Genomic DNA, 15,430 nt, shown 5'->3' on the forward strand with positions numbered 1-15,430 from the left:
GGTAGGTGGACGACGGGGTGGTTCGGCAAGGAAACGGTCCGGACCACGAGGGTCCCGGACCGTGCCGCCGCGGGTCGGCGGCGTCGATTCGAACTCCCGAGGAGTACTCCCATGTCCGCAACAGCGACCGCCCTGGTGATCGGCGGCGGAATCGCGGGGCCCGTGGTGGCCACCGCACTGCACAAAGCGGGTATCGAGGCCCGCGTCTACGAGGCGTATCCGAGCCCCGCGTACACGATCGGCAGCGGCCTGGCCCTGGCACCGAACGGTGTCGCCGCCCTGGATGTGATCGGCGCCGGGAACGCGGTCCGCGATATCGCGGTACCCGTCCCGCGGATGTCGCTGTCGGTCGGCGGAAAGCTGCTGTCCATGCCCGTGCTGGGGGATCAGCCGCCGCTGCAACTGGTTGATCGCGGGGAACTGCACCGCACCCTGCACGAGCGGGCGGTGGCCGCCGGGGTGCCGGTCGAATTCGGCAAGCGGCTCGAATCGGCGGAGCAGACCGCCGACGGCGTGCTCGCCCGGTTCGCCGACGGCAGCACCGCCACCGCCGATGTGCTCATCGGCGCGGACGGTATCCGCTCCACCGTGCGCGGGCTGATCGATCCGGCGGCGCCGGGCCCCGAATACACCGGGATGCTCGGGTTCGGCGCGACAGTGGACTGCGCGGTCGATATCGAACCCGACACCATCGTTTTCGCCTACGGTTCCCGGGCCTACTACCTGTACTGGAGCGTCGGTCCCGGCCGGATCGGCTGGGGCGCGAATCTGCCCAGCGACGAATATCTCTCACTCACCGACGCGCGCCGGATTCCGGCCGAACACTGGCTGGAGGTGCTGCGCGAAACCTACGGCGACGACACCCCGGGTGGCCAACTGGCCCGGGCCACCACCGCCGACCAGCTGGAAACCGTGGGCGCGTTGCACATCATGCCGCCGGTTCCGCACTGGTACCGGGGGCGAATGGTACTGGTGGGCGACGCGGTGCACGCGCCGTCGAACAGTTCCGGGCAAGGTGCGTCGCTGGCGATCGAGAGCGCGATCGAACTGGCTCGGTGCCTGCGGGACATTGCCGAGCCGGCCGAGGCGTTCGCGGCCTACGAGACGCTGCGCCGCACCCGGGTGGAAGGTGTGGCCGCGCGCGCGGCGAAGATCAATCACAGTAAGACGCCCGGACCGGTGGCCCGCAGGATGATGCAGTGGCTGATGCCCGTCCTGGCGCGCACGGTGATGAAACCGGAGAAGACGGTCGCCACCGAGCAGCGCTACCGGATCACCTGGGACGAGCCGGTGCGCCGCACCCCGGCCTCGGCCCGGTAGCCGAACGGCCCGGCGGCGAGGGTGTCTCGCCGCCGGGCCGTGCGGTCGGTCGTCAGCATTCGAAGGGGATCGTGTTTCCCGCGGCGTCGCGGGCCCCGATGCCCTTCACTATCGCTTCCTCGAGTTCCGCGACCGATTTCCAGGTGCGCGGCTCGTCGTCGTCCAGATTGCCGATCGTGTACCAGCCCTCGGTCTCCCGGTAGCGGACGAGACCGAAACCCCCGGGATCGAGGGTGATGTCGAGATCGCCGGAGATGGTGCCCTCTTCGCGGGTCATCACCGATGCCGAGGCGGGTAACTCGATGACTTCGGCTATTTGAACTCACCCCGTTCGACGCAGTCGTCCACCGCGGTGCGCAGTGCGGTCTGTTCCTCTGGGTCAACGCTCAGGCCGTACTTTAGCTTGACCTGCACATAATGCGAGATATAGCCACACCGGAAACTTCCCGGCGGCAGATAGTGCGCCGCGTCCTGGTCGCCTTTGGAACGGTTGGCCGACGGATCGGAGGCGATGAGGTTCAGCGCGTCGTTGGCGATCCGGCGCCGGGTGTCGGTGTCGAGGTCCTTGGCACCCGACCGCCAGGCCTCGGCGAGCGGCACGATGTGCTCGGCGTCGACACTCTTGGCCTCGACGATGAACTTGTACGGCTGGAGCTTCCCGGTCTTGCGGTCCATGACGCCGTAGGCGTCCTGCCAGCCGCCGCCTGTGCCGATCTTCAGATCGCAGGTCTTCGGATCGAGGCTCACCTCGCCGGTGGCGTCGCGCAGCATCATCACCTCGCGGGTGGTGCATTTGAGGTATTGGGCGAATTCCGGGCCGAAGCCGTGTTCGGGTTCGTTGTTGTCCCAGTGCGGGAACTTCTCCCGGCTGTACCCGGCCATTCCGACCTCGGCCTTCACTGGCAACTTGTCGAGCGCGGACCGTATTTCGGCGGCGGTACCGGCGACCGATTTCGCGGCGCCGGCGGCGGGATCGGTCGGGCTGGGACTACAGCCCTGCAGGAGAAAGCCCGCGACCAGGGCTATCGCGATCAGCACGGGGACGACGAGGGTGGCGAACCTGCGGGCCGGGGCGGGCAGGGCAGAAAGCAGCGAGTTCATCGCCGGACCTCCGCGAATCGATGGGGGAGGGGCGCGCGGCCCGCTTCGTGTTCATTTGCTGTGCGCTTCAACGAGATTCCTTGCCGAGGTACCGGGATGTGCCGAGCGTCAAGCTACCGGCCGGTCAGCTAACCGAAAGCTACTGTCCGGTGTGAGATTCGGCATACCCGGGCGGGAGTACCCGATGCGGGAGCGGGGTATTCCTCTTCCGTCTGGAAAAGCACCACCCCCGAGTCGCCGTGCCGGCGCCGACTCGGGGGTGGGCGTGTCACGAGCGAGGGCGTTGAATCCGGTGCGAGTCGCGAGCCGGTTGTCCGGACCGGCGATCACGACACACCGCGGGGCTTGATGAGGGGTAGACCCGAGGTCTTTCCGCACCGGTACGCTCGCCGTGACGTTCTGGGGGCCGGATAAGATCCGGCCGGTTCTCGATATGAAGCTGTAGGTGTCCGGCCGTCGGCCGGTATTCCGGCTCCCGGTGTACGCCGATCCGCCGTCAGGTGAAAAGCATAGGGAATTCCCATGATTGGGAGCGAGCCGGGTCGCGGGGTGGATCGGGGGGTCATTCCGCGATGTCGGCGTCCTCGTCGTCGGGGAGGATCTGGGCAGTCGGCGGGACGCCGGTGTCCAGGAAATGGATCAACCGCTCGATGCGCTCGGTGTGGTCCAGGGTCCTGGCCAGTTTGTGACCGATGAGGGCCAGCCTGATCGTGGTTCCGGTGGTGGTGTTCCCGGTCGTGGACAGCGCGTTGTGCAGTTTCTGGTTCAGTGCCTGCATGGTGTCCGCGCCGGTGTCCTCGGCGGGGGTGTGCCGGCCTCGGGTGACGGCGCGCTGGGCCCGGGCGGTGCATTCCGCGGTGAGGCCGGCCATCTGCGCCAGGACGTCGAGGACCGGCGGCGGGGCGATGGGGTCGGGATGGGTTCGGTACACCTGATCGGCCACCCGGCTGAACAGCCGGCCGATCCGGGACAGTTCACCCGCGATCTGGATCGCGGTCACCACATGGCGTAGATCGCGGGCGACCGGTGCCTGTAGCGCCAGGAGCACGACGGTGCGCGCTTCGCAGGCGCCGTACATCGTCTGGAGTCGTTCATCGAGGGCGAAGACCTCGTAGGTCGCGGCGAGGTCGGCCCCGACGACGGCATCGGTCACACGTTCGGCCGCTTCATGGGTGATACGGCACATCTGTGTCAGATCCGCGGTCAACGCGACGAGCTCGTTGGTGAACTGAGTTCGCACGGGGGAATTGTCGCCCATGGCGCGCGCTCCGGTCGAATGAACCGGCGATTCCTTCGGCCGGTTGTTTTGCGGGCGCGTCGCGGGCGCCGGTGTTACCGTCGCCACATGACCGATATGCGGCGTATGAAACATCGCATTGTCACCACTTTTCAGCGGCATGTGGCCAATCCGCTGAACCGGAAGCGGTCGGCGCAGCAGTTGCTGGAGACCACGGGCCGGGTGAGCGGGGCACCCCGGGTCGTGCCGGTCGGCGGCCGGCGGACCGGTAACGAGTTCTGGTTCGTCTCGGAGTTCGGGGACCGTTCGGACTATGTGCGCAATATCCGCGCGGACAGCCGGGTCCGGGTGCGGTTGCGCGGCGAATGGCTGCCCGGCACCGCGCACCTGCTGCCCGATGACGACCCGGTGCGCAGGTTGTCTTCGCTACCGCGCGGCAACAGTGCCGCGGTGCGGGTCATGGGTACCGATCTGCTGACGATTCGCGTCGATTTGGACGGCTGAGGATATTCGCGAATATTTGTGCGCACCGCACCGGATCATTCGGTGAAACGCGTTCTAATTTTCTGTGAATATTCGCGTGACGGATCGCATCGTCTGCACAAATTGATACATACCGCCTCTTTGTCGTGTTCACTGTCACACCAGCGCGGATTTGTCCGTCACCGTGCGTAACGATTAGCTTCCTCTCCGTTGGCATCGATGCCGGACCGGAGAGATCACACGCATGAATTTCGCAACAATCCGTCCCGCGGGAGCGGTACCTGGATCTCGGCCATGAACTCCGAGCGCCATACCGCGGCGATCGATTCGGCGGCCCGATCCGATTCCGCCGAACTCTCGCGAAAACCCTCCGCGCGAAAAATCGTCCAGCAGAATTTCTCGGGCACCGTTGTGTCCTCGCTGCGCACCTTCGGCCGCGCGGTCGGCATGGCCCGGGACTCGGTGACCGGCGCGGCGTCGGATGTGGCGCGCGGCCGGTTCCAGTGGCAGGAGATGCTGACCCAGGCGTGGCGGCTGGTCACGGTCACCGCCTTCCCGGCGATCCTGATGGCGATCCCGTTCGGGGTGATCGTCTCGGTGCAGGTCGGCAATCTCATCCACAACCTCGGCGCCGATTCACTGCTCGGCGCCACCGGCGGCCTCGGCGTCATCAAACAGGGCGCGCCCATGGCCACCGGATTCCTGCTCGGCGGCGCGGGTGCCGCGGCCATCGCGGCCGACCTCGGCGCCCGGACGATCCGCGAGGAGATCGACGCCCTGCGCACCATGGGTATCAGCCCGGTGCACCGGCTGGTGATACCCCGGATGGTGGCGATGCTGCTGGTCGCGCCGCTGCTCAATATCCTGGTGATCTTCGTCGGCGTTATCGCCGGATACCTGGTAGCGATCGGCGGGCAGGGCGTGACGCCCGGTTCCTACTGGGCGACCTTCGGCTCCTTCACCACCGCCGCCGACGTGTGGGTCTCATTGCTCAAGGCCCTCATTTTCGGCTTCCTGGTGGTGATCATCGCCTGCCAGCGCGGTGTGGAGGCCAAGGGCGGGCCGCGCGGTGTCGCCGACGCGGTGAACGCCGCGGTGGTGCTGTCGGTGGTATCGATCGTCACCGTGAATCTGGCCATGACCCAGGTGACCGCCATGTTCCTCCCGACCAGGCTGGCGTGATGGCCGCGACCTCCTACGCCCCGAAGGGGCTCGGCTTCCTGGCGCGGTATTTCCGGCGCGGCAGCCGGATCCTGGGCGCGGTCGATTCGCTCGGTTTCGTGATGGTGTTCTGCTGGCAGGTGCTGTCCTCGATCCCGCTGGCGTTGAAACGCTATCGGGGTGAGACCTTGCGCGTCATCACCGATATGACCTGGGGCCGCGGTTCGGTGATCGTCGGCGGCGGGACCGTGCCCATGATGATCGTGCTGGGCCTGGTGATCGGCGCGTCGATCGGCGTGGAATCGTTCGCCACCCTGGACATGCTGGGAATGGGCCCGGTGACCGGTATCGTCTCGGCGTTCGCGACCACGCGCGAGCTGGCCCCCATCGCCGCCGCGGTGGGGTTCGCCGCGCAGGCCGGCTGCCGGATCACCGCGGAGATCGGTGCCATGCGGATCTCCGAGGAGATCGACGCCATCGAGGCACTGGGTCTGCGGTCGGTACCGTTCGTGGTGACCACCCGGGTCATCGCCGGGGCCATCGCCATCGTGCCGACCTTCCTGATCGCGCTGATCGGTTCGTATTTCGCCTGCCGCGGCCTGATCACCCTGGTGCACGGCCAGTCCGCCGGCGTCTACGACCACTATTTCTTCCAGTTCATCGCCGGATTCGACATCGTCGCGGCGACGGTGAAGGTCGCTGTGTTCGGCATCGTGGTGATCTGCGTGCACAGCTATTACGGCTTCTTCGCCACCGGCGGCCCCGAAGGGGTCGGTATCGCCTCGGGCCGGGCCGTGCGCGCCAGTTTCGTCGCCATCATCGCCATCGATATGGTGCTCACCCTCCTGCTGTGGGGATTCGACTCGGCGATCAGCTTCACGGGATAGGGACAGATGCCGAAGTACGGAATGCCCGGGGTCGCCGCCGATCCGCGCAGTGCGCGGCGGGTCGGCGCCGTCGTGGTCGCGCTCGTGGTGATGCTCGCCCTGGCCGGGTACGGGTACCGGGAGCTGACCGCCGACGACGGATTGCGGATCACGCTGCGGACCGAACAGATCGGGGACGGTGTGGTGGCCGGGACGCTGGTGCGGATCGACGGTGTCCAGGTCGGTTCGGTCACCGATATCGCGCCCGCCGGGCGGGGCACCCAGGAGATCGGGCTGACCCTGGACCGCGACCGCCTGCACGGCATCGACGACAGCATGCTGGTCGACTACGCGCCCGCCAACCTGTTCGGTATCAGCGAGATCGAACTGCGGCCGGGCGCGGGCGGTGCGCCCCTGGAAGCCGGCGCGGTGGTCGAGCTGACCGGTCGCCGGGCCGCCGATGTGTACGACGCGACCATGGGGGCGCTGCTACGCAGCCTCTCGCAGACCGGTGACACGGTGTTCACACCCGATATGGCCATGGTGATCTCGCAGGCGGCCGCCGATGTGAAGGCGTTCACTCCGCTGGCCGAGGCGCTGATCACCGCGGGCCGGGTGATCGCCGACCATCAGTCGATGCCGGCGAACGAACTCCTCGGGCGGCTGGGTCCGGCATTCGAGGGCGGCGGCCGGTTCGCGGGCGCCACCATCGAGGTGCTCGACCAGCTCGTCGATATCGATGTGCTGCGCACCGACCGCGCCGACTACGACGCGGGTGTGAAGGCACTCACCGGCGATATCCTGCCGGGTCTGGCCGCCACCGCGCACAGCGCCGGGCAGCTGTCCGGGTACACCGACGCGCTCGCGCCGACCCTGAACCTGCTGGCGCTGGCCGTACCGGACCCGCGACAGTCCGCCGCCGATCTGCGCACCCTGCTCACCCGTCTGGGTGTCGCGTTCAAGGAAGGTCCCGACGGGCCGGTGCTCGATCTGGATGTGGAGCTGGGAGGTGCGCGATGACCGCACGCCGCGCCGCCTGGCGGCTGGCCCTCTTCGCCGGGGTGATGGGTGTGGTGCTGGCGCTGGTGATCGGTGCCATCGAACGACCCGTGGACGGCGAGACCGAAATTCATCACGCGCTGTTCACCGATGCCAACGGTTTGAAGACCGGTGACGACGTCCGGATGTTCGGGGTGCAGGTCGGCAAGGTGGAGGCCGTGACGCTGGAGGGCGACCGGGCGAAGGTCCGCCTGACCGTCACCACCGACACCCCGGTCTACGACAACAGCACCCTGGCCATCCGATACCAGAACCTCACCGGTCAGCGCTATATCGACCTGCAACAGCAGCCGAACGCCGGTATCCGGCTCGACGACGGATCGACCATCGGCCCGGAACAGACCATCCCGTCGTTCGATGTGACCAGCCTGTTCAACGGTCTGCAGCCGGTGCTGGCGACGCTCTCGCCGGCGGCCCTCAACCAGCTGACCGAGAGCCTGCTCGCGGTGATCGAGGGCGACGGCGCCGGTATCGGGCCCGCCCTGGACGCCATCGGCACACTGAGCGAGTACGTGGGTGACCGGCAGCAGGTGATCGGCACCCTGGTCCGGAACATGTCGGATCTGTCCGACCGGGTGGGTGGCCGCCTCTACCATCTGGTGCCGCTGCTGGCCCGGCTCACCGATATCTTTCAGGCCCTCCAGCGCAATGTCGGCGGGCTGGCCGATTTCGCGATGAGCGCGCCCTCGGTGCTCGAACCGGTGGACCGGCTGCTGGCCGCGGCCGGACTGACCCCGGAGATGGGTCCCGATATCGACGCCATGATCCGCGCCCTGTTCCCCGACCCGCGGCAGGCCGTCGATGTCTTCGGCCGCCTGCCCGGGTTGCTGGCCGCGGTGGACACCTCCTTCCCCTGGACCCCGGCGGGCTTCCGGCCGGAGTGCAGTAAAGGCACGGCCGAGGTACCGGCTCCGGTGCGGGTGCTGATCGGCGGACAGCGGGTGGCGATATGCAACGGGTGAAACCCGGGACGTGGACAGCGGCAATGGGCCGCTGGTTCGACCGCGACCAGCCGATCACCGACGAACCGACCACGCTGCGCAAACAGCTGCGGCTGGGCGTGATCGGAGTGTGCGCGGTGGCGGTGCTGGCGGTGGCCGTCGGGGCGCTGTACGTGGTACCGCTGGGGAAGCTGACCTACACCGCCGAACTCGACGAGGCGCAATCGGTGAAACCCGGCGACGACATCCGCCTGGCCGGCGTGCCGGTGGGCGAGGTGACATCGCTGGATCTGCGGCCGGACCGTGTGCTCATGCGGTTCACCGTGGACCGGGACGTGTTCGTGGGCGACCGCAGCTCCCTCGATATTCGGATGCTGACCCTGGTCGGCGGCCACTATGTGGCGCTGTTCCCGGCGGGTAGCGAGGAGCTGGGGGACGAACCGATTCCCGCCGACCGGGTCCGGCTGCCCTACAGCCTGCTGGAAACCTTCCAGGACGCCACCACCCCGCTGCGCGAAACCGACGGCGACACCCTGCGCCGCAATCTCGCCGCGCTCGACACCTCCATCGACGCCGCGCCGGAATCGCTGCGCAGCGTGCTGGATACGGTCGGCAGTTATCTGGACGCCATCGAACGCCAGCGCACCCAGGTGTCGAACGCCATCGCGACCGCGGACGAGTACGTCACCATGTACGACGGCGCGAAAACGGATCTGGGCCGTCTGATGGACAACGTCAACCTCATGGAAACGGTTCTGCTGGACAAACGCGCCGAACTGCGGCAGGCGCTGGCACTGCTGAGTTCGGTGGTGCAGCGGGTGAGCGCGCTGGCGCCGGCTTGGAACGACACCCTGCGGCCGAAGGTCCAGCAGCTGGCCGACGCCCTGCCCCGTCTGCAGGAGTACGGCAACCAGTTGGAGCCCATGATCGTTTCGGCGCAGCGCCTGGGCACGAAACTGCGTGAGCTGACCGGTCCGGACGGCGGGGTGCGGATCGATCGGTCGGGGACCACGGTGACCGCTCCGGAGCTGAACTTCGGTGCGCTCGTCTGTGTCCCGCTGCCCGGGAAGGCGTGCTGATGGTGCGGAAAGTGCTCGGATCGCCGGCGCTCATGTCGATCGCCGGGGCAGTGGTGCTGGTGCTGGCGGTGACCGCGGCCTATGTGATCGCGTTCGAACCGCTGAAGCAGACCCGCGCGTACTGCGCGCTCATGCCGGACAGTATCGGCCTCTACCAGGGCAACCAGGTCTCGATGCGGGGTATCGCGGTCGGTACGGTGACCGGTATCGCGCCGGCGGGCGCGAAAGTGCGTGTGGATTTCGAGGTCGACGCCGACCATCCGCTCTACGCCGACTCCGGCGCCACCACGGTGTCCAACACCGTGGTCGCCGACCGCGAGCTGGCGGTGCTGTCCAGCGGGAAGACCATGGAGGAATGGGATCCCGGGCAGTGTGTGACCAAAACCCTCACACCGAAGAGCCTGACCCAGACCGTCACCGCGCTCGCGGAACTGTCCGATCAGATCGGCGGCACCGAAACCCGGCCGAACGCCCTGGCCGGTGGTCTGGACGCGCTGGACACGGCCTCGGCCGGTGCCGGGCCCCAGATCAACCATCTGATCGGTCAGCTGGGCCGGGTCCTGGAATCACCGGACGCCGATATCGCCCACTTGGCCGGCATCTTCGACGCCTACGCATCGGTATCCAACAGGGTGGCCGAACACTGGGGTGATCTGAAACTGATGCTGACCCGGCTGGCCCCGACCCTGAACCAGGCGCACACCGAACTGCTCACCCCCGGTATCGCGCTGTTCGACGGGCTGGGCGAAATCCTGCCCGCCCTCAACGATCTCACCGTGATCCTGGCCGACCCGCTCATGGCTTCGCTCGACGGCCTGGTACCACTGGTGAAGCTGCTGCGCGCGAATGTCGGGTCGCTCGGCGAGATCGTGCGCACCACGCCGGTGCTGGTCTCGGCGTTCCGGACGGTTACCGATCCGGCGAGCGGGGCGTCCGGGCTCACCTACGCGCCCCCGCGGGTGGCCGTCCCGCAGGCGAACGCCGAGCAGGTGTGCGCGGCGGTGAACGCGGTCTCGCCCGGCCGCTGCGCCGGCGCCGCCGGCGGCATGGTCGATCTGGATCTGACACGGCTGGTGCTGGGATCGGTGGGTGCTCGATGACCGCGCGGATCACGGTGGACCTCACCCGCCTGCGGCGCGGGCTGGCCGCGTGCGGCCTGGTGGCGGCGTTGGGCGTGTCGGCCTGCGCGTTCGACCCCTCCGAGATTCCGGTGCCCGGCGCCACGGTCGCGGGGGACAGCTACCGGCTGCGGGTCGAGTTCACCAATGTGCTGAATCTGCCCGCCCGGGCCAAGGTGATCGCCAACGGCGCCCAGGTGGGCAATGTGGACAGGGTCGAGGTGATACCCGGTGACGCGGCGGGCCCGGGATACGTGGCCGTCGATATCGAAGTCGAGGATTCGGTCGAGCTACCGGCCACCACCCTCGCCGAACTCCGGCAGAACACCGTGCTCGGCGATATCCATATCGCGCTGACCACCCCGCCCGACGGATACGGCACGCTGCTGCGCCCCGGCGACACCATCACCCGGGACCACACCCGGCCGCCGGTCCAGCTCGAGGACACCATGGCCGCCATCGCGTTCTTCGTGAACAGCGGGTCGGTGGGGCAGTTGCAGGACATCGTGAACCGCGTCAACTCGGTGCTGCCCCAGGATCCGGCGGAGACGAAGCGGATCGCGCAGGTTCTCGCGACCGATGCGGTCGACCTGGCCGCGCACTTGGACCAGGTGGATCTGCTGCTGTACGGCGTCGCGTCGAATGCCGAGGTGATGCACGGAATCCAGGACGAGCTGGACAATATCCTGCGTCCGGAGTCGGTGCGGCAGATGAGCGCCGCCACCGAATCCATCGCCGGGGTGACCGAGATCTTCGGCGGGCTGGGTCCGGTGGGCGGATCGCTGACCTGGCTGGCGCCGCTCGCGCAGTCCGGCGGGGCGGCCGCGGCGGCACTGGTTCCACTGGTGACCGGCGGACCGCTGGATCTGCGGCAGCCCTCGAACCTGAACCTGCTGGTCGCACTGCTGCGGGACAAGGTCATCCCGTTCGTGGAGAACGGGCCCCAGGTGAACCTGCGCTCGGTGCGCGCCGGCGATATGTCCGCGGACGACCAGGTGAACCGGATCATCGAAACCCTGCGCATGATCGGAGCCGTGCGATGAAGATCGGGCCATTGGCCTCGCTGGGCGGTATCGCGACCATCACCGTGCTCGGCGCGAGCTATCTGACCTTCGGTGTGGTGCGCGCGGACCCGTTCACCGAGTACCTGACCGCCTCGCTGGTCCTCGCCAATTCCGGCGGGCTCGGAGTGGGTTCACCGGTGCTGCTCACCGGTATCGAGGTCGGCCGGGTGACCTCGGTGGACCGCGTCGCCGACGGCGTGGAAGTCGGTTTCCGGGTAGACGATTCCCATCGCCTACCCACCGACAGCGTCGTCACCGTCGAACATCTCTCGGCGCTCGGGGAACCCTATGTGCAGTTCGCGCCCGAGACCGGGGCGGGCCCGTACCTGCGCGACGGGCAACGGCTGGAATCGGAGGACGTGCACAGCCCGCTGTCGATTCCGGAAGCCGCGCGGATGGTGACCCGGACCATGAACCAGCTCGACCCGGCGACCATGGGATCGCTGGTGCGGACCCTGCGCGATGCCCTGCACGGCACCGACGCGGCGCTGCCCGAACTCACCCGCGCCGCCGATCTGCTGGCGGCCACGATCATGTCCCGGGAACCGCGCATCGCCGAACTACTCGACAATTTCGAGACCGCCGCCGCGGACAGCGACTGGTCCGGCCCGGCCACCTCGGCCGCGGCCACCGAATTCACCCGGTTCGCCGAAGTACTCGATGATTTCGCCGAAGCGGTGGGCCGGTTCACCGGCGCCGAGGGCTCACCGGAGATGTATCTGCGCGACGACGGCCTGGTATCGCTGCTCCAGCGGCTGCGTGAGTTCCTCGACGAGGCCGGCCCCGAACTGGCCGCCCTGCAACCCGGGCTGGTGCCACTCACCGAAGCGCTGAACGGCGCCGTGCCGCAGCTGGATATCGGCAGTCTGATCGGCCAGGCGCTGCAGAGCACCACCGACGATTCGGTGCGGCTGCGGGTCGGGGTCAAGTAACCGGACCGGTGGTTCAGGGCTGGTCCGGGGCGTCCATATTCGCGCGGTCCAGGATGGCCTGGGCCTGGTTGTCGACATCGCCCAGGGCCGAGATCAAGTTCAGCGCGCCGAGTTCGAACGGTGTCTCCTTGGCCATCTGCCGTAGCTCGGCCAGAATGGAATCGATATCGTCCTCGGGCGGGCGGCGGCGTCTCGGATCCGGGGCGTCGATCGGCTGCCAGGCGATGGCCTGCTGCCACCACGGATCATCGGTCGCCCAGGCCCAGATCGTCTTGCGCACCAGGATGGCGTCGTCGGTGTAGAGCTGGAAGAACGCGTCGAGGTCGCGATGTTCGAGCTCGAATATCCCCTCCGGTAGTCGGCGCGCCCGAATATGGCACATGGGGGCGCGGATCACCTTCAGGGCCGGGTCGCGCGGATCCGGCGGAGTCTCCAGAATCTCGTCGAGAATGCTCTCGGTGAGATAGGGCAGCCGGAAATCGCCCGCGGTCACCGGGACCCGGGCGGCTCCCCGCGGATTGTAGAAGCGGCGGGTGGCGACATCGAGCACGGCCAGATCGCGGTCGGCGGTGAGGGCCAGCAGTGCGCGCAGACAGTCGAAACGATCATCCACGGTGGCCTCCAGCAGTGCCCCGCGGGCATCCGGGCGCCGATGCACCCGCAACCCGGTTCCGGAGCGGTGGATCAGCGTGCACACGACGCCCACCGTTTGCAGCGGCGGGGTCGGCTCGGGTGCGCCGGCCAGGGACCGATAACGCTCGTAAGCCTGTGCGGCCGACTCGATACCGGCCGCGGGCAATACGGCGAAAAGAGAACTCACCCGCCAAGTACAGCAAAATATCCGAATCGGCGCTGGTTCACTTGACTGGAATTACTCTCCGGCAACAGAATTCGCGGCAGCTCAAATACCGGTGACGTCCGCGAGCTTGCCGATCCCGTAGGTGACCGCCATCGCCAGCGCACCACCGATCACCACCCGGGCCATCGCACGTGGCCGGCTGCTACCACCGAGCCCGGCACTGATCGAACCGGTGAGCGCCAGCGCCATGGAAATGGCGCCCGCGCTGATGCCCGCGATACCCGCGGTGAGAATCGCGTCGGTATTCGACGACGCGGCCGCGACCCCCACCACGAGACCCGCGGTCGAGACGATCCCGTCGTTGGCGCCCAGCACTCCGGCCCGCAGCCAATTGAGTTTCGCCGCCAGTCCGGTCTGCGGGAGGTACTGGTCCTCCGCTGCCTCGGTCATGGCCGCACACTATGCGCATATGCGCAGGTGAGGACAGGCTCGGTGCCTGTGTGTCGATTGCGCACGGACTAGTTGGGCACTGCGTAGACGTACAGTAACCCGACCGTGACCAGGCCCATCAGCGGGGTCAGTACCCAGGTCTCCACCTTGTTCCCGGTCCGGGAGATGATCGGCAACGCCAGCCGGGGCTTCAGCGGCCACAGCAGCGGACAGCCCCGATCGGTGAGGCAGTCGCCGACGATATGGATGAGCGTCCCCAGCCCGATCGCGAACGGTAGCCAGTAGGGCGCGTCCGGTAGCCAGCGGTCCATCAGCACGGTGCCGCCGCCGGCCAGCAGCACACACATGCCGTAGGCGCGCAGGGAATCGCCCTTGGGCGTCAGGTGCAGCGCCCGCACCCCGAAGGCGAGCATCACGAAGATCATGCTCAGGGTGAAATACCGGCCGAGATGGTGCACCCCGGCCCAGGTCGCCCACCCGGCGAGCAGGATGAACAGCAAGCCGTGCGTCCCTTTGCGGTGTCCGCCGGACACCACCGAAACCCCCTTCGCGAGCACGTTGCTCACCGGCCCGAGCGATTGCGCGATGGTGCCGTTCGGGTGATCGATATCGGGGAGCAATGCCGCGCCCGCCGTGATCAACGCTCCCAGAACGAGTTCGAGCGCGCTGATCTCCACCGGCCCCTGCACCACCTCCATCACCGGAGTCGGGACGATGGTGGCGGCGGTGACGAACGCGAGCGCGCCGCTGGTGGCGTGGGAATGGCCGAGCACTAACTCTCCCGATATCTGAAAAGCGAACGAACGGTAGCGTTCAAGTTAGCAATCGATTCCGACACCTCGGACCAGCGCGTAGTGCGCACGACTCGCCGCATCGCCGGCGGGTCCGGGAACACGCCGCCTCGACCGGGTTTCCGGTGCAAGATCCGATGATCGTCTGTACTGCCGCGCCCGGAGGTGCGATGCTGTCGCGGAGGGAAACGTCGTGGGGGCGATCCGTTTCGCAAAGGGGGGCGTAGAAATGTGTGAATTCCAGCCGGTTCTCCATCCGGTGCCGGGATACGAACCGCCGGTGCGCCGGTCGTGTGCGCGAACCGGTGCCCCTCCGGGGGTTGATCGGGTGTGTGCCGAAGGCCCGGCCGTGGGACATCGGCAGCGGGCGGCCGCTTCCGGGGCCGCGGTCCCGCCACCAGCGCCTCCCGGAGACGCGGTCGCCGAGCCCGCCCGGAGCCGGCTCGCGACAGTGCTCGATTCCGACCCGGCCTCGGAACCGTGCGCCCCGGTGGGGACGAGAGCCGATGATCTCGTTACGCACCAGGCGTCGTCCGTCCGGGGCTGCGTGACCCGCCCGGATCGGAAGACCCTCCGGCGCAACCACAGTGCCCCCGCGGGTATCCGGCGAGCCCAGCGTGCCGGTCACGACACGTCCCGGAACCCGGAACCCGCCGGTGCCCGGGCCTTCGCCACCACCTCGGTCCGGATCCTGCTCGAGGTACTCGACCGCCGGCGCCCGGTCGCGCAGCTCACCGCCCTGTGCACACCCGGGCCGCTCTGCGCCATCGGCTCCCTGGTGGCAGGCGATCACGCCCCCGGCCGGACCCTCGGCTCGGCCGTGCCCGGCACTGTGCGGTTGTTCCAGGTGGAGGAGCGGGCGGCGGAGATGGTGGCCACCTACCAGCGTGGTCCACGCCGCCTGGTCCTCGCCGGGCGTATCGAGCGCGGCAGCACCACACCCTGGAAGGTGACCGCGCTGCGCATCCTGTGAAACCGCCCGTGGCCTGCGCCGGGGGCCCGTGAACGAAGCGGAGGGGCCCGTTCGGG

General features: G+C 68.1%; 17 protein-coding genes. 11 read left to right on the top strand and 6 right to left on the bottom strand.

Features of this window, described 5'->3' with window-relative positions; genetic code table 11:
• The first annotated feature begins 111 nt into the window (after nucleotides 1-111).
• Nucleotides 112-1,320, top strand: a complete 1,209-nt coding sequence (locus tag AB0H42_RS14625) for an FAD-dependent monooxygenase (RefSeq protein WP_357055203.1) — start codon at nucleotides 112-114, stop codon at nucleotides 1,318-1,320.
• Nucleotides 1,321-1,372: 52 nt separating this feature from the next.
• Here AB0H42_RS14625 and AB0H42_RS14630 read toward each other — a convergent pair whose 3' ends face one another.
• The 3 genes from AB0H42_RS14630 to AB0H42_RS14640 all read right to left on the bottom strand — a co-directional run bounded on the left by AB0H42_RS14630 (nucleotide 1,373) and on the right by AB0H42_RS14640 (nucleotide 3,661).
• Nucleotides 1,373-1,597: a hypothetical protein gene (locus AB0H42_RS14630; RefSeq protein WP_357055206.1), complete on the bottom strand. Its 225-nt coding sequence runs from the start codon at nucleotides 1,595-1,597 to the stop codon at nucleotides 1,373-1,375.
• A gap of 35 nt (nucleotides 1,598-1,632) precedes the next feature.
• On the bottom strand, nucleotides 1,633-2,421 hold the full coding sequence (locus tag AB0H42_RS14635; protein ID WP_357055209.1) for an HNH endonuclease family protein: 789 nt from the start codon (nucleotides 2,419-2,421) through the stop codon (nucleotides 1,633-1,635).
• Between the two features lie 562 nt (nucleotides 2,422-2,983).
• On the bottom strand, nucleotides 2,984-3,661 hold the full coding sequence (locus AB0H42_RS14640) for a PhoU domain-containing protein (protein WP_357055212.1): 678 nt from the start codon (nucleotides 3,659-3,661) through the stop codon (nucleotides 2,984-2,986).
• Between the two features lie 105 nt (nucleotides 3,662-3,766).
• On the opposite strand from AB0H42_RS14640, the gene AB0H42_RS14645 reads away from it, so the two are divergent.
• The 9 genes from AB0H42_RS14645 to AB0H42_RS14685 all read left to right on the top strand — a co-directional run bounded on the left by AB0H42_RS14645 (nucleotide 3,767) and on the right by AB0H42_RS14685 (nucleotide 12,361).
• A complete protein-coding gene (locus tag AB0H42_RS14645) occupies nucleotides 3,767-4,162 on the top strand; it encodes a nitroreductase/quinone reductase family protein (RefSeq protein ID WP_357055215.1) in 396 nt (131 codons plus the stop codon).
• Nucleotides 4,163-4,435: 273 nt separating this feature from the next.
• Nucleotides 4,436-5,323: an ABC transporter permease gene (locus tag AB0H42_RS14650; protein WP_357055218.1), complete on the top strand. Its 888-nt coding sequence runs from the start codon at nucleotides 4,436-4,438 to the stop codon at nucleotides 5,321-5,323.
• On the top strand, nucleotides 5,323-6,189 hold the full coding sequence (locus tag AB0H42_RS14655; RefSeq protein WP_357055220.1) for an ABC transporter permease: 867 nt from the start codon (nucleotides 5,323-5,325) through the stop codon (nucleotides 6,187-6,189). Before AB0H42_RS14650 ends, AB0H42_RS14655 begins: the two co-directional genes overlap by 1 nt.
• A gap of 6 nt (nucleotides 6,190-6,195) precedes the next feature.
• Entirely contained in the window at nucleotides 6,196-7,188 is a 993-nt protein-coding gene (locus AB0H42_RS14660) for an MlaD family protein (protein ID WP_357055223.1), read from the top strand.
• Nucleotides 7,185-8,189 carry an MCE family protein gene (locus tag AB0H42_RS14665; protein WP_357055226.1) on the top strand — a complete coding sequence of 335 codons (1,005 nt, stop codon included), beginning with the start codon at nucleotides 7,185-7,187 and terminating at the stop codon, nucleotides 8,187-8,189. The genes AB0H42_RS14660 and AB0H42_RS14665 overlap by 4 nt, the downstream gene beginning before the upstream one ends.
• Complete coding sequence (locus AB0H42_RS14670) at nucleotides 8,177-9,247, top strand: MCE family protein (RefSeq protein ID WP_357055228.1); 1,071 nt, start codon at nucleotides 8,177-8,179, stop codon at nucleotides 9,245-9,247. Before AB0H42_RS14665 ends, AB0H42_RS14670 begins: the two co-directional genes overlap by 13 nt.
• Nucleotides 9,247-10,347: an MlaD family protein gene (locus AB0H42_RS14675; protein ID WP_357055231.1), complete on the top strand. Its 1,101-nt coding sequence runs from the start codon at nucleotides 9,247-9,249 to the stop codon at nucleotides 10,345-10,347. The genes AB0H42_RS14670 and AB0H42_RS14675 overlap by 1 nt, the downstream gene beginning before the upstream one ends.
• Nucleotides 10,344-11,408: an MlaD family protein gene (locus AB0H42_RS14680; protein WP_357055234.1), complete on the top strand. Its 1,065-nt coding sequence runs from the start codon at nucleotides 10,344-10,346 to the stop codon at nucleotides 11,406-11,408. The genes AB0H42_RS14675 and AB0H42_RS14680 overlap by 4 nt, the downstream gene beginning before the upstream one ends.
• The gene (locus AB0H42_RS14685) at nucleotides 11,405-12,361 is read left to right on the top strand and encodes an MlaD family protein (RefSeq protein WP_357055237.1); all 957 of its coding nucleotides are present in this window, start codon (nucleotides 11,405-11,407) and stop codon (nucleotides 12,359-12,361) included. The genes AB0H42_RS14680 and AB0H42_RS14685 overlap by 4 nt, the downstream gene beginning before the upstream one ends.
• Before the next feature lie 13 nt (nucleotides 12,362-12,374).
• Here the strand turns inward: AB0H42_RS14685 and AB0H42_RS14690 are convergent, their stop codons facing one another.
• From AB0H42_RS14690 to AB0H42_RS14700, 3 genes are all read right to left on the bottom strand, one after another.
• Nucleotides 12,375-13,181 carry a hypothetical protein gene (locus AB0H42_RS14690; protein WP_357055240.1) on the bottom strand — a complete coding sequence of 269 codons (807 nt, stop codon included), beginning with the start codon at nucleotides 13,179-13,181 and terminating at the stop codon, nucleotides 12,375-12,377.
• Between the two features lie 81 nt (nucleotides 13,182-13,262).
• Nucleotides 13,263-13,610, bottom strand: a complete 348-nt coding sequence (locus tag AB0H42_RS14695) for a VIT1/CCC1 transporter family protein (protein WP_357055243.1) — start codon at nucleotides 13,608-13,610, stop codon at nucleotides 13,263-13,265.
• 68 nt (nucleotides 13,611-13,678) lie between these two features.
• Complete coding sequence (locus AB0H42_RS14700; protein ID WP_357055246.1) at nucleotides 13,679-14,383, bottom strand: metal-dependent hydrolase; 705 nt, start codon at nucleotides 14,381-14,383, stop codon at nucleotides 13,679-13,681.
• 565 nt (nucleotides 14,384-14,948) lie between these two features.
• Here AB0H42_RS14700 and AB0H42_RS14705 point away from each other — a divergent pair.
• Entirely contained in the window at nucleotides 14,949-15,374 is a 426-nt protein-coding gene (locus AB0H42_RS14705) for an Rv3235 family protein (RefSeq protein WP_357055248.1), read from the top strand.
• Nucleotides 15,375-15,430 lie beyond the last annotated feature (56 nt).

The organism is Nocardia sp. NPDC050799 (assembly GCF_040654015.1).
GTDB lineage: Bacteria > Actinomycetota > Actinomycetes > Mycobacteriales > Mycobacteriaceae > Nocardia.